Below are 24,776 nucleotides of genomic sequence, written 5' to 3' on the forward strand. Positions count from 1 at the left end.
AATCTTATATTACCATTTCATTATATATCTTTTTTCTATTTCCTGCATAATTTTTTATCTCTATGATTTCAGCTTTATTTTTATATATAATCCTTGCAGGTATTCCCACTGCAGTACAATCTGAAGGTATATTTTCCAAAACTACTGCATTAGCCCCTATCTTAACATTGTCGCCTACAACTATAGGCCCCAATATTTTCGCACCGCTTCCTATAAATACGTTATTTCCGACAGTAGGGTGTCTTTTACCTGTATCATCTTTTCCCGTACCGCCCAGAGTCACTCCGTGATACAAAGTCACATTATCCCCAATTTCTGCAGTTTCTCCTATTACAACTCCCATACCATGGTCAATAAACAGCCCCTTGCCTATTTTAGCTCCAGGATGAATTTCTATACCTGTCAGCATTCTAGACAGCTGTGATATAGCTCTGGCAATAAAAAATAATTTTCTCTTATAAAAAAAATGGGATATTCTATAGTGAATCAATGCATGTATAAAAGGATACACTAAAAACACTTCTACTGGATTTCTAGCAGCCGGATCATTTTCAATTGCATTTTTAATATCATATGCCAACAGTTTGAATGGATTTCTAATCACTATATCACCTCCATAACTCCTACCTTAATTTAATATTTTTTCACAGGGAAAACTGCCCCTGTGAAAAAATAAAATACAATGCAGATCAATCGTACAATCCCATGGAGAGATATTTTTCTCCCCCGTCTGGTGCCACTGTAGCCACTTTTTTGCCCTTTCCAAGTTTTTGGGCCACTTGTATAGATGCCGCTATATTAGCTCCTGAAGATATTCCAACCAGTATTCCCTCTTCTTTTCCCATAAGTCTGGCATATTTAAAAGCAATTTCATCTGTTATCGTAATAATTTCATCTACAAATTCCGATTTATATATATCTGGAACAAATCCAGCACCTATTCCCTGTATTTTGTGGGGACCTGGCTGACCACCTGATAAAACCGGTGAGGATGCAGGTTCAACTGCAATGACCCTAGTATTTTTATTTTTCTTTTTTAAATTTTCTCCTACTCCTATCAATGTCCCGCCGGTACCAACACCGGCTACAAATGCATCCACATCTTTTAAATCGCCTATTATCTCTTCAGCTGTAGTATCATAGTGTTTCTGTGGATTAGCTATATTTACAAATTGTTGGGGAATATAATACCCTTTTTTGCCCTTTGCAATCTCATAGGCTTTTTCTATGGCACCCTTCATTCCCTTGGCCCCCTCTGTGAGAACCAATTTAGCACCATAGGCCCTTATCATATTTCTTCTCTCCACACTCATGGTTTCGGGCATGACAATTATTACCTTGTATCCCTTCAATTTACCTATCATGGCAAGGGCTATACCCGTATTCCCACTAGTCGGTTCAACTATCGTGCCCCCCTTTTCTATAAGGTTTTCTCTCTCTGCTCTCTCAATCATCCCGAGGGCAGCTCTATCTTTTATGCTTCCACCTGGATTATATTTTTCAAGCTTAATATATATATCAGCCGAGTTTTCATCTTTAAAATTATCCAACTTAAATAAAGGTGTGTTCCCAATCATATCTATGGCATTACTAAATATCATTACATTTACCTCCTAATAATTTTAAATAATTTAATTTTACATTAAAAAAACTCCTCCTCTAACTTTTTATAGAGACGAAGTTTATATTCCGTGGTTCCACTCTTTTTGGTTTTTCAAAAACCCACTCACAATCGAACACAGCGCTATGTTCTATCACTATAACGGGTGAACCCGGTGTTAGCCTACTGTAAATTCGACCCACAACTCCAAAGAGCACTTCACTTAAATTCCATTAGAAAACTTCTCAGCAAACAGCCTTCTCTCTGTAAAATTTCATTTAAGCTACTTTTCTTTTTCAAAGTATTTCTGAGTAATTTACTATGATTTACTATATATATTATACAACTACCCATATTTTTGTCAATATTTTTTTATCCAATTTTCAAATCAAATCTCATAAAATATTCACTGTATTCAGTTGATTTTAATTTTTACATATATTATAATATAAATTAATAGTAATTATCCAATAATAACAAATCAAAATAAAAAAATTAATTCGTTAAAAGGAGGATCTGAGGTTTTAATGTCAACTGGTAAATTTAAAAATTCTACTATAAGAAAATGGAAATGTCTTGTCTGCGGGGCAATATTTGAAGGCAATGAACCTCCAAAAACCTGTCCAGTATGTGGTGCCGATTCCAGCCAATTTGTTGAAATTTCTGAAAAAAGTCCTGCAGATTTCATTACAGGGAAAAATGAAAATTTTGTTATAATAGGAAATGGCGCTGCAGGATATCACGCTGCTGATTCCATAAGAAAAAGAAACAAAAACTGCAGCATAACAATTATATCTTCTGAAAATTTTTTAACTTACTACAGGCCTGTACTTTCAGGTTATCTTTCAAAATCTGTATCCGATCAAAATTTTTACGTCTGCAATAAAAACTGGTATAAAGACAACAACATAAAGATAGATTTGGACTGTACGATAAAAAATATCGACACGACATTGAAAAAAGTAACTGCAGAAGATGGCCGGGAATTTTCCTATGACAAACTCATACTGGCAAATGGCAGCCACAATTTTATAATTCCCATAAAAGGAACAGACAAAGAAGGGGTATTCACTTTAAAATTTAAATCAGATGCGGAAAATATAAAAAATTACATGTCAAAATCTAAAAATGCAGTTATAATAGGCGGCGGTCTTTTAGGACTCGAAGCTGCCTGGTCAATTAAAAAAGCCGGTTTAAGCGCCACCGTGGTGGAATTTTCAGACAGACTGCTTCCAAGACAGTTGGATTCGGAAAGCGCTTTGATGTTTAAAAAAGCCGTGGATAAATCCGAAGTGGATGTTATACTCGGGGATTCGGCAGAGGAAATACTGGGAGAAAAAAAAGTAACCGGAATGAGATTAAAAAGCGGTAGGACAATAAAAACAGATATGGTCTTATTCTCGGTAGGTATACGTCCCAACAAAGAACTGACAAAAGGTACAGATATAAAAACAGATAGAGGCATCATAGTAAACGACAAAATGGAAACCTCTGTAAAGGATGTATATGCCTGCGGAGATGTCTGCCAATACAACGGAAGAGTTTACGGGAACTGGCCTGCTGCTGAAAAGATGGGTAACATTGCTGGTGCCAATGCTTCAGGAGACGATATACATTTCTCAGATTTTATATCTTCTTCCATCTTCACTTCAATGAACATAAATCTGTTTTCCTGCGGCAATATTTCATCAGAATCCCAAACATTGTCTCTAAAAGACATACCAAATGGGAAATATCAAAAACTATTTTTCGAAAACAATATATTATCAGGTGGAATACTTATGGGCGATATAAAAAAATCCGGCAAAATTATCTTAGCAATACAGAATAAGAAATCTATGCAGAACATAATAAAATTAAACCCATTTCTTTAATTTTTTAGATTTAAAAAGCAAGCTGAATTCTGTTTTTTTATAATCAGTTTGCTTTTTTTTCATGTCTAAAAAGCACCGCGTTGACTTCCCCTCCAAGTATTATTATAACAGATATAATAAAGAGCCATGTAAGAAGAGCTATTACAGCCCCTATACTTCCATAAAGCATGGAATAGCTGGAAAAATTATTAACATAGAATGCAAAAATCATAGATACCACTACAATACTTATAGTTGAGAAAATCGCCCCAGGAATAACTTCCTTCCAGACAAGCCTTACACTGGGAGTATAGACGTATACTGCAGAAAAAATAAACACTATAGAAACAAATATAATCACATACCTCAATATATCCCATATAAAATTAAATTCTGCGGAAAATCCCAGGTTAAGTGCTATCAAGCTTCCAATTGTCTGTCCAAATACTAAAAAGAATATAGTAATTATCATCATTACAGTTATTCCAAGTACACACAGTATAGAAACAGCATATATTTTAAATATGGATCTATGTTCTTCTCGATTATAAGCCTTGTTAAGGCCTTTTATAACTGCATGAAATCCTCCAGAAGAAGCCCATACCGTAAAAATCAAACTTAAATATACCAATTTAGTATTTTTAACAGTTGTAATCCTCACCACTGTATTTTTTATCAGCTCCAATACATCTTTAGGCAGCATATAGCTCAAAACCGTAAGTAAATCACTGCTGCTTATATCACTATACCCTATAAAACTTATGATAAATATAAGAAATGGGAAAAAGGAAAATATTAAGCTATAGGCAAGCTGAGAAGCAAGTGCAAAAACGTCGTCTTCCATAAATCTAAAAGCAACTTCTTTTATTCTATGTCCAATATCTTTTGCCAAATATACACTTTCGGTTAAGAAAACCTAGACAAACTTAACCTCTCCTTTCTCACTTTATATAAAAACAACCTAATGTTCTAAGTTTTTAATTTCATACATTTTTAACATTTTTCTTCTATGCACAATATATAGCCACACTATCAATAATATGCCGTATTTCTATTAATATTATAATTTCCCCATTCAGCTGTCAAATTATAAATACACTATTGAATTTATCCTCCAAAAGAATTAAACTTATCTATGACAAATTTTATACGATATAAAGTATAAAGTTTTTTTTTATAAATAAAAATGGAAAGAGGGAATGCAATTGAAAAAATTCATCAAAAACTTTGTACTGCTTTGCGGAATTTACATACTTATTCAGGGCTTTCATTATACTACCGTACTCGCAGCAAATAATATGGACGAGCCTTCAGTAAAATCTGATATCACAAACAGTACCAATTTACATAATACTTCTCCTGCAAAATCCACAGATGATATTCAAACTGGATCACCTACGGAAAATGAAGAGAACAAGAATGCTGAAATTACAAATGATTTAAATGCCGCATCAAAGAAGATTCCTGATTCCGCACAGATTTCATCTGCAGATGCCGCACCGGCGAAAACTTCTGATTCCCAGGAGATTTCCACCGACACTACACCAAAGAAAAACTCTGGTTCCACACAGACTTCATCCACAACCGGTACTGAAGCAAAGGAGTCTTCCGCTTCGACACAAACACAACAAACACAGGCTTTATCTACGGACTCTGTATCATCTTCATCAAAAGATAACTCAACACACGATTCAACCAGTGATAACAAAACATATTATAAAAGCAGCAGTAAAACCGAAAACTCAAGTACTTTTGTAAAATATAATATTCCTGTTAGTAAAAGCTGGAAAATAAAATTCAGTGAACCGGTAGATGCAGATTCCCTGGAAGGTAAGATAACTGTAGTTGATAAAAATAACACAGCTATTCCAATAACATTGTCCCTAACTGACAATAATAAATCGGTTATTGTAACACCCGAAACAAACTATGATCATGATTCCAGCTATACTTTGATTATAAAAGATATAGTATCTAAATATAATAGGAAGCTCAAAAACCCAACTGTAGTAAATTTTACAACAGTTCCTTCTATATCTTCAATAGATGATATAAATGAAACTGTAAACCAGGAAGATAGTTTTGATTTGCCTGCACAAGTACCGGCCAAAATGTCCAATGGTACAACTAGTTATGTAGACGTATTCTGGAATAAATCCTTGGATCCAACTACAACAAGCATACCGGGAGATTATGAGTTTGAAGGTACAGTAGAAGATTATGATAAACCAGTAACTTTGAAATTAACTGTAAAACCATTTGTTCCTGTTCAATCCATATCAAATGATTACAGAGTCCAGTCCCAAATTGGTACAAACCTCTATAATTATCTCATGAATTACAGTAACAGACAATCTGTACTTGAAAGAGCCATAGAACTCCACGATGGAAGTACAAGCAATAACTGTGTGTTTTTTGCCAGCGAGGCACTCAGAAGGGTAGGTCTTGATGTGCCAACTTCCGTAGCGAATACATTGACTCTCACTTCCGTATTAAAAAATTTTGGCTGGAAGATCTGTTATGACTTGTCTCTGCTCTTACCTGGGGACATATGTTTTACTACAAACTACGGAGATGGCCCGACTCACACGTATACCTTCATGAAATGGGCGGATCTGAAAAGCTTTGATTATGGATACATATGCGATAATCAAGGTTACGACTATGATGGAGATCCATATCATATAAGGAATATAGATTTCGCAACCGAACAGAAAGATGCACTATCTTACTTCATGTATCTAGCTTAGCATAAACTAAAGTTGGCTGCCGTATGATTTAAATCATACGGCAGCCAACTTTCTTAGGGAACAATAACATAATCAAATCTATTTAAAATATCTATTTAACAATCCTCTAAATGCAGCACCATGTCTTGCTTCATCTTTAGCCATTTCATGTACGGTATCATGGATATCATCATACTTTAATTTCTTTGCTAAATTTGCAAGATTCTCCTTGCCCTTGCATGCTCCTGCTTCTGCATCAACTCTCATCTGCAAGTTTTTCTTTGTATCCGGCACTAGTACCTCTCCTACTAATTCGGCGAACCTAGATGCATGTCCTGCTTCTTCAAGGGCCACTCTCTTAAATAATTCTGCAGCTTCCGGATATCCTTCCCTATCAGCCTGACGACTCATGGCAAGGTACATTCCAACTTCGGAACATTCTCCTGTGAAATTGGATTTCAGGCCTTCCAATACCTTAGGATCAACTCCCTTGGCAATACCTACTTTATGTTCGGTTGCCCAATCAGAAGAATCCTCTGATTTTTCTACAAATTTATCCGATGGTGCACCACATACCGGACACTTCTCGGGCGGTTTTTCTCCTACATAAACATATCCACAAACTGAACAAACAAATTTTTTCATACCAAAATTCCTCCTATTTTTCATTCTATATAATAACATATTGATTTCTCTCAACAGTTATTATTATATAACATTTATTATTACTTTGCAAGGATTTTTCAGTATTTATCTGAGAAAAAAAGTTGAGATATGATAACACATATCTCAACTTTAAAATTTCCTAATCTCATTCAATATATCATTTTCCACCTTGCGACAGTCCGGAACATAACTTTTAAGTAATTTCATTCTTCCTTTCAAAGTATAATTACCTAAAGATGCAGGTATCAGGAAACTATCTCCCTTGGATATATTTTCAAATCCCCCATCATATATTATTTTTCCATTCCCGTCAACACAGGTAAATATATAAAATCTTTCTCTGTCGCTGCTTTCTGAAACTTCATCTGCAATATCATATAATTCCAATGAAAACTCTCTGGCAAGGCAAAGATAGGTTTTTTCAAAACCTTCCCTTTTTAAAGTAATTCCTCTGCTCTTTTCTCCTCTTAAATTCAGATCAATTACATCCAATGCCTTTTTAATATGAAGTTCTCTTCCTCTTCCATAGTCATATACCCTATAGGTGACATCACTGCTCTGTTGAATTTCTGCTACAATGACACCCCTGCATATAGCATGGACAAGCCCGCTTTTTATAAAATATACATCACCTTTTTTGACAGGTACTTTATTCATAAATTTTTCCAGATTCCCCTGTTTAATCGCATTTTTAAACTGATGTATAGTACAGTCCTTCTTTGTCCCTACTATTAAACTTGCACCTTCAAAAGCATCTACTACATACCAGATTTCTGATTTTCCCGAGTCATTTTCCATCTTTCTGGCATATGAATCGTTGGGATGGACCTGTATGGAAAGATTATCCGTAGCATTTATCAATTTTATGAGAAGAGGGAACCTTTTTGTTTTAATTTCGGTTCCCAATAGTTTATCTCCCATTTTATCAATCAGCCTGTCAAATTTAACTCCCTTTAACTCTCCATTGGCCACCGTTCCCGTGCCATTTTTATGACATGCAATATCCCAGCTTTCTCCTATTTTCCCTTCCGGAAGGTTGTCTCTAAAAGCCTCTAAATCTCTTCCCCCCCAGATTTTTTCATAATATAGATTTTCAAATCTTATAGGATACAAAGCAATTCACTTCCTTACATATTACGCTTCAATTTTCAATATACTCTTTTATCTCTTTAAAACCAGTTCTATTTAAACTACTAATTCTAAATATTCTCTCGGCACCTGCCATTCTCAATATCTCCTCCACTCTTTCAATATCGCTGTTTTTTTCACAGAGATCCATCTTGGTTATTATACCTATAAGCGGTTTAGCAAACATGCCTGCAAAACTGGGTGGAAATATAATATCCAAATTCGTACACTCTTGAAAAATAGCTATGACGTCACAATCTGCCGAAAGAACAGAAATTGCACTATAAAGCCTATTTTCTATATACTCTCCCGGAGTATCCAAAAATGCATCTTTTAAAAATTCCGGGGCTTGAGTTTTTTTATAATTTATCTTTTCCCCTGCCATGGCTTGACAAAAAGTAGTTTTTCCAGATCCTGTTCTACCTATAAGCAATAAAGTCTTCATAATAATTCTCCTGCAATTTACTAAGATTTAGTTATACCCGACACGGAAAATTTAAGTACTTTGCTAAGCACATTAAGCACTTCCCGAAGAGCGGATTCTACACTGGAAACATCTCCCGTTATAACTAACGAGCCGCTGAATCTGTCTACAAATCCAATGTGAACCTGTGCTGCCTTAGTAGCCACATCTGCTGCTATAATAGCCGCTTCGCTTGGAGTTATCGTAAGTATGCCTATTGCATTCATGTTTTCACTTGTCAGACCGAGCTTTCTGTATAAATCCTTGTTGGGGTTTGCTATTACATGAGCTAATGTAACCTGTTTCCCTGGAACATATTCCTGTATTACCCTTTGTTTTTCTTCCATAATCATCACCGTAAATATCCTTATAAATATTAATATAGTCTAGCTATAAATGTCCTTAAACAATTTCTTTACATCCTCTACCTGTGGTTTTCTGGGATTTGTACCGGTAGTTCTATCCGCAATAGCCGTCTTAGCAAGTTCATCCAAATTATCATTGAATTCTTTTTCAGGCACTCCCAGTTGTTTGAGTGAATCGGGAATATTTAAATCTCTCAGAAGATCCTTTATGGATTCAATAAGATTTCTCACAGCCTGTCTTACGCTGGCAGAGGGTACGCCGATTATGCCTGCCAGATATGCATATCTTTGAGCCGTTTCCATATGTTCTGAATTAAACTCCCTGATATCTGCATTGTATTCTATTACATAGGGTAATATTATGGCATTGCTTCTACCGTGAGATATATGATATTTGGCACCAATAGTATGGGCCATTCCATGGTTCAGACCCACTGCCGCATTGTTAAATGCCATTCCTGCCATACAAGATGCATTATGCATCTTTTTTCTGGCTTCCAGATCATCTCCATTTCTGTATGCCTTTAAAAGATTATCAAAAACAAGCTTTACAACTTTCTCTGCAAAAGCATCTGTAAAATCATTGGCATTTACAGACACATATGCCTCAATTGCATGTGTAAGCACATCCATTCCCGTGTCTGCAGTAACAAAATTTGGGACAGTCTTCACAAAATTGGCATCCAGTATAGCTTCATCGGGTAAAAGTTCATTATCTATAAGAGTGGATTTTACATTGTTTTTCTTGTCCGTTATCACTGAAAACCCAGTTACCTCAGATCCCGTGCCGCTAGTAGTAGGTATAGCTATAAATCTCATCTTTTTATCTTCTTTTTTTATCTTTGCGAAAAAATATTTTATAGCTTTTGCTGAATCTATGGCAGAACCGCCTCCAAGTGCCACTATCACGTCAGCATCAAACTGCATCATTGCTTCTACACCCTTTGCAACTATGTCTGTAGATGGATCTGGAACTATATCGGAATAAACCATATATCGGCTATTTACTTTTTTTAGTTCATCCGTTACTCTGTTTATAGTTCCTGATTTCACCATAAATGGATCTGTTACTACAAATACTTTTTCATCTTTGAAATCATTTAATCTTTTAAGTGAATCATCTCCAAAGTGTACCTCAGTTCCTATTTTAAAATTGCCCATATTTTTTCCTCCCTAGTGTAAAAAGCTTACTGTCTTTATTATATCATTAGTATACAAGATTTAAAAATATATTATTCTTCATTATATTATTAATATACAAAATTTATTGGAGGATATATGGGCAATTTTAGATTAAAATCACAATATTTAAAATTATTTTTCTATGACAACCACCGGTTTAATTAAATCTACAGGTTTATCTTTCATAAGCAAAAGTGCTTTTTCTATATTTTCAAAACCGTTGTAAACGTGGGTAACTAATTTGCCTATATCAACTCGTTTATATCTTACAAGATCTATCAATCTCTGGACTCTAAGCCTCCCTCCAGGGCAAAGTCCCCCTCTTATAGTTTTATGGGCCATTCCGCATCCCCATGCTTCACGGGGTATAGGCAAAGTATCTCCTTTGCCGTGGTAATTTACATTTGAAACCACTCCGCCGGGTTTAAGCATAGTTATAGCCTGTGCCAAAGTATTGGTATTACCTCCAGCTATAATCACACGATCAACACCTTTTCCGTGAGTTAAACTCATAATTTGATCGACTATATCTCCTTCTTTATAATTCACTATATCAGTTGCGCCGTAACTTTTCGCGACTTCAACACAAACCTTTCTGCTGCCAACTCCTATAAGTCTTCCTGCCCCGCGGAGTTTAGCTCCTGCTACAGCCATAAGCCCTACGGGGCCTATACCTATAACTGCCACAGTTTGGCCAAATTCTATTTCAGCCAACTCTGCACCATGAAAACCTGTAGTCATCATGTCAGATATCATGACCGCATTTTCCACAGGTATTTCATCTGGTAAAATCTCAAGATTTGCATCAGCCTCATTTACATGAAAATATTCTGCAAAAACTCCATCCTTAAAATTAGAATATTTCCAGCCTGCGAGCATTCCTCCCGAATGTTGGGGATGCCCTGCCTGAGATTCCAAAGTTCCCCAATCCGGCGTCGTACAAGGTACTATTACTCTATCACCCGGTTTAAAATTTTTGACCATATCTCCAACTTCAACTACTTTTCCAACAGCTTCATGTCCCAAGATCATATTATTCCTCTTCCCAAGTGCACCCTCGTACACAGTATGAATATCAGAAGTGCAGGGTGATACAGCCAGCGGAGAAACTATAGCATCATATGGACCTGCCTTCGGCTTATCCTTTTCGATCCACCCCACTTTACCTGGACCCATCATTGCAAAACCTTTCATAAAACAAAGACCTCCTAAATTATAAAATGTTGTACTACATTACACCTCAAACTTTAGCAAAATTCATTCCAGTAATTTTCTCAAATATCAGCGGGGAGTCCGTCTGCAGCATAAATTCAATTGAAGTCAAGTTAAATTTTTAATTATTTATCGGAAGTATAAATTCCTTCATAAATAGAAATGTTGTAAAATACTACAATATTTATTAAATTACCGTAGTATTTTACAACATTGTTGTTTTTTTATACATCACTTTAATATTTATTTCTTTAAAATTTGATAAATATTTATCATCATATTTTTATATTGAATTTTTTTATTTTGGCATATAGAGTGCTTCTATTTATTTTTAAAACTCCGGCTGTTTTAGTAATATTATAATTACATTTATGCAGGCAGTCCACTATGGCTATTTTTCCCCATTGATCCAAAGAATACATATCATACTTGAAACCTTCATTTTCACAATTCGTACAGTCCATTCGTATTTTACCAGAATCTAAATCTTTAAATTCAAAAGAGGTATTTCCATTCATATTTACAATATTTTCAATGCAGTTTTCCAGTTCTCTGACATTTCCAGGCCAAGTATAATTCAACAGTTTCTGATATAACCTGTAATCTATTTTCGGTATGGGTTTTTTTAATTTTATGGATTTGACTTTTAAAAAATGCCTGATGAGAATTTCCACATCATTTTCCCTGTATCTAAGAGGCGGAACATACAGCGGAATTACACTTAACCTGTAGTACAGATCTTCTCTAAAATTTCCCTTCTCCACTTCCTCTTTTAAATTTTTATTAGTAGCTGCAATAATTCTGACATCCACATGTATGCACCTGCTCCCACCAAGTCTTGTTACAGTTCCCTCCTGAAGTACCCTAAGTAGATGAACCTGCATATCCAGAGGCATCTCGCTTATTTCATCCAAAAACAATGTACCGCCATTTGAAAGTTCGAATTTGCCGGCACGCCCGCCTCTCCTGGCTCCTGTAAAAGCACCTTCTTCATAGCCAAATAGTTCACTTTCTATTAAATTCTCAGGTATTGCACCGCAATTTATAACCACAAAAGGATAATTCCTTCTGCTGCTTGCATTGTGAATTGACTGGGCGATAAGTTCTTTTCCCGTACCGCTCTCACCCTGGATTAAAACTGTCGAAGGAGTATTTGCCACGCTTTTTGCCTGCTTTATCAATTCAAGCACTATATCACTTTTACCTATAAAATCATCAAAAGTATAAGTAGCCGTCTTACCTATATATTTTTTTACAAGATTATAAACTTTATTTATATTTTTAAACATGGCAACCATTCCCATCATTGCACCACTTTGACTCTTTATAGGATACACATTCAGGTTAAGTCTTTGTTTTTCGCTCCCATAAGAATATATTATCTCTCTATTTTCGTATAAATTACCCTTTTTCAATTCCTCAAATATATATTTCCAATTATCTAAAATGCTGTTTATATTCTCTCCAACGACTTCCCTTTTGACACTTAAAAGTTCACAGGCATTATTATTTATAGATTTTATCTTACCGCTGCTGTCGATTGCAATAATACCGGAGTTAATGGAATTTATAACTTTATCCATATATTGCTGGGCCTGAAATAACTCATACTGGGTTTCCTCCACTTTTAGTTGATTTTCCACATATGCCGTCGATGCAACTACAAGCCCCAGAGTATGAGGGTGTTCAAACTGGCGTCTTCCTGTAAGGTTCAAACAGCCTATTATATTAACTTCTCCATCGTGAATAACATCTGCAGAGCAAGTCCAAGTGTAATATGTCGTTATAAAATGTTGTTTTCCGGATATCTGAACAGCACAATCCTTATAGAGGGCAACACCTATGGCATTGGTACCCGTACTTTTTTCACTCATATCAGCTCCTTCCACCATACCCATCTTTTTCTCATCTTCTATTATATCCTTATCACCCATAATTCTAAGTACAATACCATTTTTATCCGTAAGATACAATGAAAACTCTGAACCCTTTAAAAACTTATATAATACCTTCATAAAGGGAACAGCAACTTTTATAAGTTTTCTGTTTTCCGCACACACCTTATGAAATTCTTCATCTTTAAGTATTTTGGTGGGGAAAACCCTGTCCTTATTTATTCCATATCTAATACACCTTTTATGGGATTCCAATATATCCTCATCAATGCTGAAAATAATAATACCCCCTTATACCATATGCGAATACGATTTCACCAACATGGAAAAGGATAATACCCCATATGTAAAATCCATCAGCAGTATTATCCTCAAATTATCTATTGTCTTCTATAAATTTATCAGCCTATAATCTCTAGAACCAAGTCCTATTTCTTCTCCATGAGCCAGCTGCACTTCTCCATAAGTATTTTTTCTCATGGCTTTGAATTTATCCCTGCACTGTTCCCCTTTAGTTTCATTGTCCTTTAAAAAAGTATTATCCAATGCCGGCGCCTTATTCACCAGATCATAACATGCGGCGTCCAAAGCCACTGGATCTTTTGATGCCAATATGCCTATATCTGGAACTATAGGGGAGTCACTCCATGGAACACAGTCGCAATCAGGAGTTACATCAATTACAAAATTTATATATCCCACTTTACCTTCTTTTCCCTTTACTGCTCCATAGGCATACTCAGTGAGTTTTTCCGTAAATATCCTTGCCTCTATTTCAGTTCCTGATTCAATAGCTTTAACGGGACAGACCGTCATACATTCACCACAACCGATACATCTCATCTTATCTATAGATGATTTTTTATTTTCAATAGTTATAGCTTTTTGAGGACATACTTTTGCACACTGTCCACAACCTACACATTTTTCTGTATTCACGCTGGGTCGTATGGAATGCTGATCTTTTTTACCATCAGGATTTGCACACCCCATGGCTAAATTTTTAATAGCCCCTCCAAATCCTGCAGCTTCATGACCCTTAAAATGGGACATAACGATCATATTGTCGGCTTCAGCTATGGCACCAGATATCCTGGTATTTTTGAAATGTTTCTTGTCTATTTCCACTTCTTTTACATTTTCACCCTTCAATCCGTCCGCTATAATTACAGGTGCATTCACCACTGCATAATTAAATCCATGCAATATCGCAGTATTCATATGATCAACTGCATTTGATCTGCTTCCAGAATATAATGTATTTGAATCCACCAAAAATGGATTGGCATCAGCTTCCTTTACCTTGTCCACAACTTGCCTTACAAATACAGGATTGAGATATCCATCACTCCCAAGTTCACCAAAATGAATTTTTATAGCAGTTAAATCTCCCTTGCTGAGGAAATCTTTAAATCCAGCTCTGTCAAATAATTTTTTTATCTTGCTTATCTTGTTTTGCTTTGCTTTCCTAGCTCTTAAATTTACGAAATATACATCACTTTTCATAAAATCACCCCATTTATGATATCCTTATTAAAATTGCCATTACCCATCAAAGTACAATGGTGTCTAGTATTCAATTCCTGCCTGACCTTTAATCCCGGAATTATAATGATGTTTAACTTCAGTTATATCACTTACCATATCTGCAGCTTCTTCAATTTTATCAGAAGCATAACGACCGGTTAATAACAAATACACTTCAGGTGGTTTTTGCCTGATCAAATCTATTACTTCTTCTTCTGAAATCAAATTAAAATTGACAGCAACATTAAGCTCATCTAAAATAACCAGATCATATTTCTTACTCTTTACGGCTTCCTGAGCCTTTTTAAAACCTTTCCTGGCAAGATCAATATCCACTGGAGCTGGATTATCTTTCATTACAAAACTGTCAAGCCCACTTTGAATCACTGTAATATCCGGAATATATTTTTCTATTGCTAAAATCTCGCCGTATTTTCTACCCTTCATAAATTGAATAATGCATACTTTATAGCCATGGCCTACAGCACGCAAAGCTTGACCGAATGCAGAAGTAGTCTTACCTTTTCCATTGCCCGTAATCACCATCACCAGACCATGTCTAGCCAAATTTGACCGTACTGACTGCACTGTTGACATCTCTATTACCTTCTTCTAAAATTTTTATTAACTCAAACACAAAACATAAAAGTTTAATTTATGCAAAAATATCACCTGAAACAAATATTTCCAGATGAAAAGTCTTATCAGATATATAACATTTTTTTAGCAGCTTAAAATAAAAACATAAAAATTACAATTTCTATTTTCATTCATTTTACCAGAAACTTTTTACTTTTGCAAGATATGCCCACACTGCATCTTTACAGCATCTCTTCAAGCTCCGCAAATTTTCTTATTTTTTTACAATTTTCAATATTATTCCTACCTTTTTCTAAAAGGATACTGTCCATTCCCATTTTTCTAGGCCCAAGGTAATCATTCGTGAAATCATCTCCTACAAATAACGCATCTCTACAAGAAACCCCAGACATTTTCAAGGCCAAAAGATATATGTTAGGATGTGGTTTCCGCCATCCCTCTTCCGAAGAATTGACAACAAAACTGAAGTATTTCCTTAAATCGGTATATCTCAATAATTCTTCTATCCCTTTTTTTACTTTGAAATTTGAAACTACTCCCAGAATATATTTTTTATTTAAATAAGAAATAACTTCCTTTACTTCTTCATTTACATAACATCTGCCCTTATAATTTCTCCATAAATTTCCAAAAAGATCCTGTACCAGTTCTCTGCTCTTTTCTTCATCAAAATGCCTTTTTTTCATAATATCCACATAGATATCTTCAAAGTCATATTCCCTATACCGGGGAATACCAGATAAAATATTCTTATCTGCCTTCCTGTAACATGTATAAAATTCATTAAAATCTCTAAAATATTTTCTGCATTTTGAGCCTTCAAAAGCCCAAAGAGCATAATCACTTTTTTTAGGAAGTTCAGTCATGTCTATAATTGTTTCCATACAGTCAAACATTATACACTTATAGTTATTCATATATTCATAACCTTTCATATCAAACATCAGCTAGTCTCCAGTTATTTTTACATATACTTTTCTATTTCGCGGTCCATCAAATTCACACAAGTAAATTCCCTGCCAAATTCCAAGCTTCAATTTTCCATTCTTTATGATAATATTACATGAAGAACCCATAAGTGAAGCTTTTATATGGGCATGTGAATTGCCTTCCGCATGTAAATACCCATTTTTTTCGGGAAATGCCTTATTTAATGCCCACAAAATGTCCCTCACAACATTAGGATCAGCATTTTCATTTATTGTTATTCCAGCAGTGGTATGTGGTACAAAAACAATTACTGTTCCATTCTTGACACCGCTTTCAAATACAGCTCCTCTTACAACATCTGTTATATCCACAAATTCCTGAGCCTTTTTCGTTTTTATTGTATATTCCATAATTTCACCTCGTTTATAATTATCAGGAAATTAAATCTTTCAATCTAAAAAAGCACTACTAAACTACTACCCCCTTTAGTAATTTAATAGTGCTACAGGGATTAACGTATTAAAATCCCTGAACCTATAGGAACATTATCGTAAATGTATTTGGCATTCTCAAGAGCTAATCTTATGCACCCGTGTGATGCAGATCTCCCCAGAGTACCATCTAGCAGGTTTCCATTTTTATCAAATAAAACGCTGTGGAAAAGGTAATTTCCCTGAAACTGTGTATAGTATTTAAGTATAGCTCCACCTTCTGATTCAAATTGAGGTCCTTTTATTCCCACAAAAAAATGGCCTCTTACCGTTGGTGTGCCGCCTGTCCCCGTTGCACATTGAAATGAGTTTATTAATCTCCATTTATGATTACTCCCATTAAAAATATATACCATCTGTTCAGGTATACTCACCATAATATAATAATCAGTATAGCTCTGAGTTTCCAATCCATTTATTATACCTTCAGGATAAGCTGAATTATAGGCAGATACTACTTCCGCCGTAGGCTTGTACATTACATCTGATGTAGGTTTCTTTTTTAAATCACTTAGGGTAACATCCTTTACTACACCATTGGTAGTAAGACCATGTCTGTGCTGAAAATCCATCACAGCATACACCGTCTGTTCACCAAAATTTCCATCTGCATTTACATTATAGCCAAATTTTTTAAGCTTTTCCTGAATATCTTTCACATCATTCCCCTTATCCCCTGATTTAAGAATACTTCTAGGTGGCGGCACTGGTTTTTTCTCTTTATGCGTATTTATATTACTAACAACATTTACTTTTTGAGTATTCTGCTTATTATTCAAGCCAGATGAATTACCGCACGCAGAAAAACTAAAAATCATCATCACAGTCATAATTCCTATTAACAAAGTTCGTTTCATAAAGTTCTCCTATCCCTCTTATCGTTTTTTAAATTTAAAAAACAAAATTCCCCCTTCAATAATAAATAAAACTACCTATATTCATCATATTATTATAACACTTAAATGGTACCAAAAAAGCTATAAAATATAATGAATTCTAAAATTTTATAGTTTACGAATATATTATAACATGAAAATAATACTATTTTTACAGTATTATAAATAAAATGACAGTAAAATCGGATTTGTAAAACCGATTTTACTGCCCTATTAAAATCTTTATCTTGATTTAAAACTCTGTTTAGCCTCTTTAGCCAAATTCTATCTTATTCCACTGTAACAGATTTAGCCAAATTCCTAGGCTTATCCACATCACAGCCTTTTTTTATGGAAATATAATAAGCTAAAAGCTGAAGAGGAATCACCGCAAGTACCGGTGCAAATATATCCATGGTTTTTGGCAAATATATTACATAATCTGCTGCCCTTTCAACATCTTTATTCCCTTCAAAAGTAAAGGCCAAGACCTTGGCACCTCTCGTGGTCACTTCTTCGATATTGCTTACCATCTTTTTAATCAGATTTTCCTGGGTGGCACCTGCAATCACTACAGTACCATCCTCAATCAGTGCTATAGGTCCATGTTTTAATTCTCCACCAGCATAAGCCTCTGAATGAATATAAGATATTTCTTTTAACTTCAAGGATCCTTCCAGGGCAACAGCATAATCAAGACCTCTTCCCAAGAAAAATATATCTTTATTTTTATAAATTTTTTCTGCCATTTCCTGAATGATCTCTTTATTCCCAAGGACTTTTTCTGCCTTTATGGGCAGAGAAAGCATTTCCTTTTTTATAGATTCTATTTTTTCCGAACTCAACGTATTCTTATGCTGTGCAAAGAAAAGGGCAATTATATAAATTGCAATAAGCTGTGTTACATATGCCTTGGTAGAGGCCACTGCTATTTCGGGACCTGCCCAGGTATACAGTATGTCATCTGCTTCTCTGGATACAGAACTTCCCACTACATTAGTTACGGCTATCACCCTGGCCCCCCGTTTTTTCGCTTCTCTCAAGGCAGCAAGGGTATCCGCCGTTTCTCCCGACTGACTTATAATTATCATAAGAGTCCTTTTATTTATAATAGGATTTCTATACCTGAATTCCGAAGCAATATCTACTTCTACCGGCATTCTAACCAATTTTTCTATTACATATTTTCCAACTATTCCTGCATGATAAGCAGTTCCACAAGCCACTATATATATCTTATCTATATTTTCGATCTGTTCTTTAGTTAATTTTATATCATCCAAAGTCACGGGCTTGCCCGGCATAATTCTAGAAGTCATGGTGTCTCTAATTGCCTTAGGCTGTTCGTGTATCTCCTTCATCATGAAATGTTCGAATCCACCTTTTTCAGCGGCATTAGCACTCCATGTAACATGATATATATCTTTTTTTACTTCCTTCTTATCTTCAGATAAAAGTTTTACTCCATTTTCAGTTATAACTGCAAATTCATTATCATTTAAAAGATATATATCCCTTGTATGATTGAGTACAGCTGGAATATCCGATGCTATATAATATTCATTTTTACCCAATCCAACTATCAAAGGGCTGTCCTTTCTAACCGCGACTAATTTGCCCGGCTCTTTTGAACATATGACTCCAATAGCATAACTTCCCTTTATCTTAGATATTGCTCTTATAACTGCCTCTACTATATCTCCCTTATAAAAATATTCTATAAGTTGAGGTATAACTTCAGTATCCGTTTCAGATACAAATTTATATCCTTTTGACATAAGCCATTCCCTAAGCTGCAAATAATTTTCCACTATTCCATTGTGAACCACACTTATAGTCCCATCCTGGCTGTTGTGGGGATGTGCATTTATATCAGAAGGTTTGCCGTGAGTGGCCCACCTTGTATGACCAATTCCAACTATCCCTTTAAGGGGATGTTTAGATAATTTATTTTCAAGATTTTCAAGTCTTCCCTTACACTTTACTACATTGATATGATCTTTATCTATTACAGCAACTCCAGCTGAATCATATCCCCTGTATTCAAGTTTACTGAGGCCCTCAATTAAAATAGGAGATGCCTGCTTTTTTCCAACAAAGCCAACTATTCCGCACATATTAATCTTCCTTTCAATATTTAATAATTAACAAGCAGCACAATTTGATTATAGAAAATTTTACTTTACTGTAAAATTAAAAAACCGTACTCAAACGAAACCTGAACTGCTAAAGATTTTTCAGGTACTTGTGCTGTGGAACCTCATATTAGATTCCTATCAAAGGCTTTTACACCAAACTGATGTTGTATCAGAAATCGCTCCCTGATTTTATCAGTTGTTAACGGTAGTGCGATACCGTGGGGCACCCGCCGAAGATTCGATACTCCCCATCCTCGTCAACTTAAGTGAGACTCCAAATCTTTGATTTGGTTAGTCGAACTTACTCAGACGGTCAAAGTCTGAGTTTCCTTATTAAAAATCAATCTTTGATTTGGTTAGTCGAACTTACTCAGACGGTCAAAGTCTGAGTTTCCCTATTAAAAATCAATCTTCGATTTGATCAGTCGAACTTAAGTTCTGGCGCTTTTATCATTATACTGTTAACTGACAACCACCCTCCTCAAACTAAATTGACAACCTAAAATCTGTTGTCAATACATTATATTATTTAATTTGATTTTTTNCTATTAAAAATCAATCTTCGATTTGATCAGTCGAACTTAAGTTCTGGCGCTTTTATCATTATACTGTTAACTGACAACCACCCTCCTCAAACTAAATTGACAACCTAAAATCTGTTGTCAATACATTATATTATTTAATTTGATTTTTTGTCAACTGTTATAATTGTAAAATTCATACATTCTAAAATATAGATTTTGTCCTTACTACCTTGAAATATAATGGTTCCCGGAAATTACCCCATATAGATATAAATTCAATTCAATTATTAATTTTGTATTAACATGAAAATTTACATACTTGCCCAAACGATTTTACCTCAATTTTAATCTGCCATTATCTAATTTTCCTTACATCTTTTAAATATTATACAATCACCATCTATTTTAGGATCCTTTCCCAGGGTAGTGTAGGGTTTTTGCACAATTCCTGCAAATTCCCAGGCATTCTTTCCCCACTTATTAAATTTTTCTTCCACAGTTAAATTATCATCTGAACTCAAAAATTTTTCTGTCATAATAATCTTATATTCCCATACCATCAAAACATACCTCCAATATTTTGTAATAGGTAAAATCATTTAGGCCTTAATTAATATACTTCCCAATTTCGCAATATAATAGGAAAAATAAAACTAAAATAAAAATACACTGTTTCCTATTCCGCACAGTGTATTAAAATCTACATATTTTTAAATATTTTATGAATTAGCTTTTCGTTGAATCAATCCGGCTAAATTATGGGCAATTTTGTCTATTTCACTTTGCCTTTCACCTTCCAGCATAACCCTGACCAAAGGTTCCGTACCTGAAGGTCTTATAAGCACTCTTCCACAGCCATCCAGCCTCTTTTCAACTTCTCCTATCTTTTCCATTATTTCTTCATCTTCTCTATAAATGTTTTTCTTTTCATTTGGCACTTTTGCATTTACCAATACCTGGGGTAAATTTTTCATCATAGAAGCAAGATCAGATAATTTTTTACCACTTTTTTTGACTATGTATGATATCTGCAGTGCAGTAACAAGCCCGTCCCCTGTAGTATTATAATCAAGCATAATTATGTGGCCTGACTGCTCTCCTCCAAGCTTATATCCACCCTCCTTCATCTTTTCAAGTACATATCTATCTCCAACTTTGGTCTTTACAGTATGCATTTCTTCCTTTTTAAGTGCTATATCAAGTCCCATATTACTCATAACAGTAACTACCACTGTATTTTTATAAAGCCTGCCCTTATCCTTTAAATCCTTACCTATTACAGCCATGATAAGATCTCCATTTATGAGGTTTCCCTTTTCGTCTACAGCAATACACCTATCTGCATCCCCGTCAAAAGCAAGTCCTAAATCAAATCCAGAGTTTGCCACAATATTCATAAGCTGCTCAGGATGGGTAGAACCACATTTATTATTTATATTTATCCCATCTGGTTTATTGTTTATGACTTTTACTTCGGCTCCCAGTTCTTTAAAAGCTCTTGCAGAAGTTATGTGGGAAGCTCCGTTGGCACAATCCAGAACTATCTTCAATCCTTTTAAGTCACCATCAATAGTTGATTTTGCAAAATCTATATAATCTTTCAGTGCACCTTCACTTTTAACAATTTTTCTTCCTATTTGCTCACCAAAAGGTATGGATATTCCTTTAAAATCATTTTCAATTATGTACTGTATTTTATCTTCTAATTCATCAGACAATTTATAACCTGAGCCATTAAAAAATTTTATACCGTTATATTCCACTGGATTATGAGAAGCGGATATTACTACTCCTGCATCTGCCTTGTATTTTCTTGTCAAATAAGCCACTGCCGGTGTTGGTATCACTCCAATGCAAATAGCTTTTGCCCCTATGGAAAGTATGCCAGAGACCAATGCACTTTCCAGCATATCTCCAGATATCCTCGTGTCCATTCCCACAAGTATCTTAGGTTTACGCACTGCTTCTGTGAGCACATAGGCTCCTGCCTTTCCCAGCTTATACGCCAATTCCGGAGTCAATTCCCTATTTGCAATTCCTCTTACACCATCAGTACCAAACATTCTTTGCATATCAATACCTCACTTATCAAAAGTTAATTTGTCTTTTTATATTATATTACATTAGGAATATTTCTACAATGCACTTTTCTGCGGCTTAAAAACAGGAAATAAAAAGCACTTTATCAAATGCCACTGCAGTAGTTATTTAATAAAGTGCTTTATTTAAAAATTTACTTTACAAATTCAATTCCTTTCTCAACAGCTCTTTTATTGGATTCAAAGAATTTTTCCTTTCCATGAGCTTTCAAAGAGTTTAATAATTGATCCTTGGAAACTATACCAGTTTCTTTTACCAGAGCTCCCAGCAAAATCATATTTGCTATTTTTTTACTTCCTATCTTCTCTGCTATGGTTTGAGCCGGAATTGCTATGGTCTTTATGTCCTTTCTTTTTGGCATAATATCTATTAAGTCCGAGTCCATTACTATTATACCGCCTGGTTCTACCGAGTTCTCAAATTTCTCCAGAGAAGGTCTATTCATTACAACTACACTATCTGCCCTCAACACCACAGGGGAACCTATATCCTCATTAGTCAATATGACAGAACAGTTGGCCGTGCCTCCTCTCATTTCAGGACCATATGAAGGAAGCCATGAAACATTCAAATCAGCATCCATACCTGCATAAGCTAAAAACTTACCCATAGACAAAATACCCTGTCCGCCAAAGCCTGCAAAAATCATTTGTTGTGATGACATTTTACTTCACCTCCCCAGTAGTGTCTTTCTTTACTCCCAGAGGATAATATGGTATCATGTTATCTCTCAGCCACTGCATTGCTTCCTTAGGAGATAAACCCCAGTTAGTAGGACATATCGAAAGGACTTCAATTAATGAGAATCCTTTTCCTTCCAGCTGATTTTGGAATGCTTTTTTTATAGCTTTCTTAGCCGTTAAAAGGTGAGGTATGGTATCTACAGAAACTCTTTCCACATAGCATGCCCCTGTGAGAGTAGATATCATTTCCGAAACTCTTACCGGATAGCCGGCTATTTTTGTATCCCTTCCGTAAGGGGTCGTTTCAGTAACTTGTCCCGGTAATGTAGTTGGAGCCATCTGTCCTCCCGTCATACCGTAAATACAATTATTCACAAATATAGTAGTGACATTTTCTCCTCTTGTAGCGGCATGGACTATCTCCGCGGTACCTATTGCTGCTAAATCTCCATCACCTTGATAAGTAAACACTACACTATCCGGATTAGTCCTCTTTATTCCTGTAGCAACTGCTGGTGCCCTGCCATGAGCTGCTTCAAAAACATCACAGGCAAAGTAATTATAAGCCAAAACTGAACATCCTACCGGTACAACTGCAATGGTTTTGTCCAAAATTCCAAGTTCATCTATTGCCTCCCCAACCAATTTATGAATTACTCCATGAGTACAGCCTGGACAATAGTGTGTTGGTACATCCAACAGTGATTTCGGTGGTGCATATACTACAGTCATTATTTTTCCCCTCCCATCATGGCCTTAGCCTTTTTTAAAATATCTGAAGGCTCTGGAATTACTCCTCCAGATGTTCCATAAAAACCTACTGGTTTTCTACCGTTAGATGCCAATTTAACATCATAAACCATTTGTCCACAGCTCATTTCCACAGATAGATAGCCATGTTTGGTCTTGTTTACTGTTTTTTCAAAAGCTTCCATTGGGAACGGCCACAAAGTTATCGGCCTTATCAGACCTATATTTATCCCTTCTTTTTTAGCCATCTTAATAACATTTTTACATATCCTCGACGTAGTTCCATACGCAACCAGTATCAAATCACATTCCCCATCACAATTAGTCAATTCGTATCTGACTTCATTTTCTCTTATTTTGTTGAACTTCTCTTGAAGTTTATTATTGTGAGCCTGCAAATCTTCAGGTGCCAAATACAGGGAATTTATAATATTGTGTTTTTTCCTTCCTCTAAGTCCATTGGCCGCCCAGGTTTTCTCCGGCAGCTTTTTCTGAGGTCTTTCTTTAAATTCAACAGGTTCCATCATTTGTCCAAGCATTCCATCTCCCATTACCATACAAGGGGTTCTGTACATATCGGCTACATCAAAAGCATCCTGTATCAAATCTATCATTTCCTGTATGGAAGCTGGTGCAAATACAGGCATATTATAATCTCCATGTCCTCCGCCCTTTGTTGCCTGAAAATAATCTGATTGCGCTGGCTGTATACTGCCAAGACCTGGACCTCCTCTTACTATGTTCATAATAAGACAAGGTAATTCTGCTGCCGCAATGTAAGATATACCTTCTGATTTTAAGCTAACTCCCGGCGAACTTGAAGATGTCATACATCTAACACCACTACCTGCCGCACCATAAACCATATTTATAGCAGCTACTTCACTTTCAGCTTGAATGAAAACCCTGTTTATTTTTGGCATAACCTTGGACATGTAAGCTGCAACTTCTGTCTGTGGGGTAATAGGATATCCAAAAAAAGCTTTACATCCTGCTTTTACAGCTGCTTGCCCTATAGCTTCATTACCCTTCATTAATACCTTCTCTACCATAAAAAGCCTTACC

The 24,776-nt window shown here is 35.4% G+C and carries 23 protein-coding genes and 1 other annotated feature; of the genes, 2 read left to right on the forward strand and 21 right to left on the reverse strand.

Features of this window, described 5'->3' with window-relative positions; all coding sequences use genetic code 11:
• Window positions 1-4: 4 nt before the first annotated feature.
• Window positions 5-601: a serine O-acetyltransferase EpsC gene (gene epsC, locus AB8S09_RS12555; RefSeq protein ID WP_294183390.1), complete on the reverse strand. Its 597-nt coding sequence runs from the start codon at window positions 599-601 to the stop codon at window positions 5-7.
• Between the two features lie 88 nt (window positions 602-689).
• Window positions 690-1,601 (reverse strand): cysteine synthase A, encoded by a 912-nt coding sequence (gene cysK / locus AB8S09_RS12560; protein WP_294183323.1) that lies wholly within the window; start codon window positions 1,599-1,601, stop codon window positions 690-692.
• 67 nt (window positions 1,602-1,668) lie between these two features.
• Window positions 1,669-1,909, reverse strand: a binding site (T-box leader).
• 218 nt (window positions 1,910-2,127) lie between these two features.
• On the opposite strand from cysK, the gene AB8S09_RS12565 reads away from it, so the two are divergent.
• The gene (locus AB8S09_RS12565) at window positions 2,128-3,474 is read left to right on the forward strand and encodes an FAD-dependent oxidoreductase (protein ID WP_294183324.1); all 1,347 of its coding nucleotides are present in this window, start codon (window positions 2,128-2,130) and stop codon (window positions 3,472-3,474) included.
• A 43-nt stretch (window positions 3,475-3,517) separates the two neighbouring features.
• Here AB8S09_RS12565 and AB8S09_RS12570 read toward each other — a convergent pair whose 3' ends face one another.
• Window positions 3,518-4,345, reverse strand: coding sequence for a YihY/virulence factor BrkB family protein (locus AB8S09_RS12570; protein WP_369869267.1), 828 nt, complete (start codon window positions 4,343-4,345; stop codon window positions 3,518-3,520).
• Window positions 4,346-4,658: 313 nt separating this feature from the next.
• Here AB8S09_RS12570 and AB8S09_RS12575 point away from each other — a divergent pair, with 313 nt between their 5' ends.
• The gene (locus AB8S09_RS12575) at window positions 4,659-6,203 is read left to right on the forward strand and encodes an Ig-like domain-containing protein (RefSeq protein WP_369869268.1); all 1,545 of its coding nucleotides are present in this window, start codon (window positions 4,659-4,661) and stop codon (window positions 6,201-6,203) included.
• 78 nt (window positions 6,204-6,281) lie between these two features.
• On the opposite strand, the gene AB8S09_RS12580 is transcribed toward AB8S09_RS12575, so the two are convergent.
• From AB8S09_RS12580 to AB8S09_RS12665, 18 genes are all read right to left on the reverse strand, one after another.
• Window positions 6,282-6,827, reverse strand: a complete 546-nt coding sequence (locus AB8S09_RS12580; RefSeq protein ID WP_294183327.1) for an NADH peroxidase — start codon at window positions 6,825-6,827, stop codon at window positions 6,282-6,284.
• Between the two features lie 150 nt (window positions 6,828-6,977).
• Window positions 6,978-7,961, reverse strand: coding sequence for a type I phosphomannose isomerase catalytic subunit (locus AB8S09_RS12585; RefSeq protein WP_294183329.1), 984 nt, complete (start codon window positions 7,959-7,961; stop codon window positions 6,978-6,980).
• A gap of 28 nt (window positions 7,962-7,989) precedes the next feature.
• On the reverse strand, window positions 7,990-8,421 hold the full coding sequence (locus AB8S09_RS12590) for a EutP/PduV family microcompartment system protein (protein WP_294183331.1): 432 nt from the start codon (window positions 8,419-8,421) through the stop codon (window positions 7,990-7,992).
• Window positions 8,422-8,441: 20 nt separating this feature from the next.
• Window positions 8,442-8,786: an ethanolamine utilization microcompartment protein EutS gene (gene eutS / locus AB8S09_RS12595; protein WP_369869269.1), complete on the reverse strand. Its 345-nt coding sequence runs from the start codon at window positions 8,784-8,786 to the stop codon at window positions 8,442-8,444.
• Between the two features lie 39 nt (window positions 8,787-8,825).
• A complete protein-coding gene (locus tag AB8S09_RS12600) occupies window positions 8,826-9,965 on the reverse strand; it encodes a 1-propanol dehydrogenase PduQ (RefSeq protein WP_369869270.1) in 1,140 nt (379 codons plus the stop codon).
• 153 nt (window positions 9,966-10,118) lie between these two features.
• Window positions 10,119-11,180: an NAD(P)-dependent alcohol dehydrogenase gene (locus tag AB8S09_RS12605; protein ID WP_294183334.1), complete on the reverse strand. Its 1,062-nt coding sequence runs from the start codon at window positions 11,178-11,180 to the stop codon at window positions 10,119-10,121.
• Window positions 11,181-11,473: 293 nt separating this feature from the next.
• Window positions 11,474-13,372: a sigma-54-dependent Fis family transcriptional regulator gene (locus AB8S09_RS12610; protein WP_369869276.1), complete on the reverse strand. Its 1,899-nt coding sequence runs from the start codon at window positions 13,370-13,372 to the stop codon at window positions 11,474-11,476.
• A gap of 111 nt (window positions 13,373-13,483) precedes the next feature.
• Window positions 13,484-14,599, reverse strand: a complete 1,116-nt coding sequence (locus AB8S09_RS12615; RefSeq protein WP_294183336.1) for a DUF362 domain-containing protein — start codon at window positions 14,597-14,599, stop codon at window positions 13,484-13,486.
• 63 nt (window positions 14,600-14,662) lie between these two features.
• Complete coding sequence (cobO, locus tag AB8S09_RS12620) at window positions 14,663-15,217, reverse strand: cob(I)yrinic acid a,c-diamide adenosyltransferase (RefSeq protein ID WP_294183339.1); 555 nt, start codon at window positions 15,215-15,217, stop codon at window positions 14,663-14,665.
• A gap of 224 nt (window positions 15,218-15,441) precedes the next feature.
• Window positions 15,442-16,164: an HAD family hydrolase gene (locus AB8S09_RS12625; protein ID WP_294183341.1), complete on the reverse strand. Its 723-nt coding sequence runs from the start codon at window positions 16,162-16,164 to the stop codon at window positions 15,442-15,444.
• A 3-nt stretch (window positions 16,165-16,167) separates the two neighbouring features.
• Window positions 16,168-16,560: a secondary thiamine-phosphate synthase enzyme YjbQ gene (locus AB8S09_RS12630; RefSeq protein WP_294183344.1), complete on the reverse strand. Its 393-nt coding sequence runs from the start codon at window positions 16,558-16,560 to the stop codon at window positions 16,168-16,170.
• A 101-nt stretch (window positions 16,561-16,661) separates the two neighbouring features.
• Window positions 16,662-17,498 carry a L,D-transpeptidase family protein gene (locus AB8S09_RS12635; RefSeq protein WP_294183346.1) on the reverse strand — a complete coding sequence of 279 codons (837 nt, stop codon included), beginning with the start codon at window positions 17,496-17,498 and terminating at the stop codon, window positions 16,662-16,664.
• Window positions 17,499-17,806: 308 nt separating this feature from the next.
• Window positions 17,807-19,633: a glutamine--fructose-6-phosphate transaminase (isomerizing) gene (glmS, locus tag AB8S09_RS12640; RefSeq protein WP_294183347.1), complete on the reverse strand. Its 1,827-nt coding sequence runs from the start codon at window positions 19,631-19,633 to the stop codon at window positions 17,807-17,809.
• A gap of 904 nt (window positions 19,634-20,537) precedes the next feature.
• Complete coding sequence (locus AB8S09_RS12645) at window positions 20,538-20,738, reverse strand: DUF4177 domain-containing protein (RefSeq protein WP_294183348.1); 201 nt, start codon at window positions 20,736-20,738, stop codon at window positions 20,538-20,540.
• 159 nt (window positions 20,739-20,897) lie between these two features.
• Window positions 20,898-22,250, reverse strand: coding sequence for a phosphoglucosamine mutase (gene glmM / locus AB8S09_RS12650; protein WP_369869271.1), 1,353 nt, complete (start codon window positions 22,248-22,250; stop codon window positions 20,898-20,900).
• 161 nt (window positions 22,251-22,411) lie between these two features.
• Window positions 22,412-22,942, reverse strand: a complete 531-nt coding sequence (locus tag AB8S09_RS12655) for a 2-oxoacid:ferredoxin oxidoreductase subunit gamma family protein (protein WP_294183351.1) — start codon at window positions 22,940-22,942, stop codon at window positions 22,412-22,414.
• 1 nt (window position 22,943) lies between these two features.
• Complete coding sequence (locus tag AB8S09_RS12660; protein ID WP_294183353.1) at window positions 22,944-23,693, reverse strand: thiamine pyrophosphate-dependent enzyme; 750 nt, start codon at window positions 23,691-23,693, stop codon at window positions 22,944-22,946.
• The gene (locus tag AB8S09_RS12665; RefSeq protein WP_294183355.1) at window positions 23,693-24,763 is read right to left on the reverse strand and encodes a 3-methyl-2-oxobutanoate dehydrogenase subunit VorB; all 1,071 of its coding nucleotides are present in this window, start codon (window positions 24,761-24,763) and stop codon (window positions 23,693-23,695) included. The genes AB8S09_RS12660 and AB8S09_RS12665 overlap by 1 nt, the downstream gene beginning before the upstream one ends.
• Window positions 24,764-24,776 lie beyond the last annotated feature (13 nt).

Origin of the sequence: Clostridium lapidicellarium (assembly GCF_041224415.1) — a bacterium.
Lineage (GTDB): Bacteria > Bacillota > Clostridia > Clostridiales > Clostridiaceae > Clostridium_B > Clostridium_B lapidicellarium.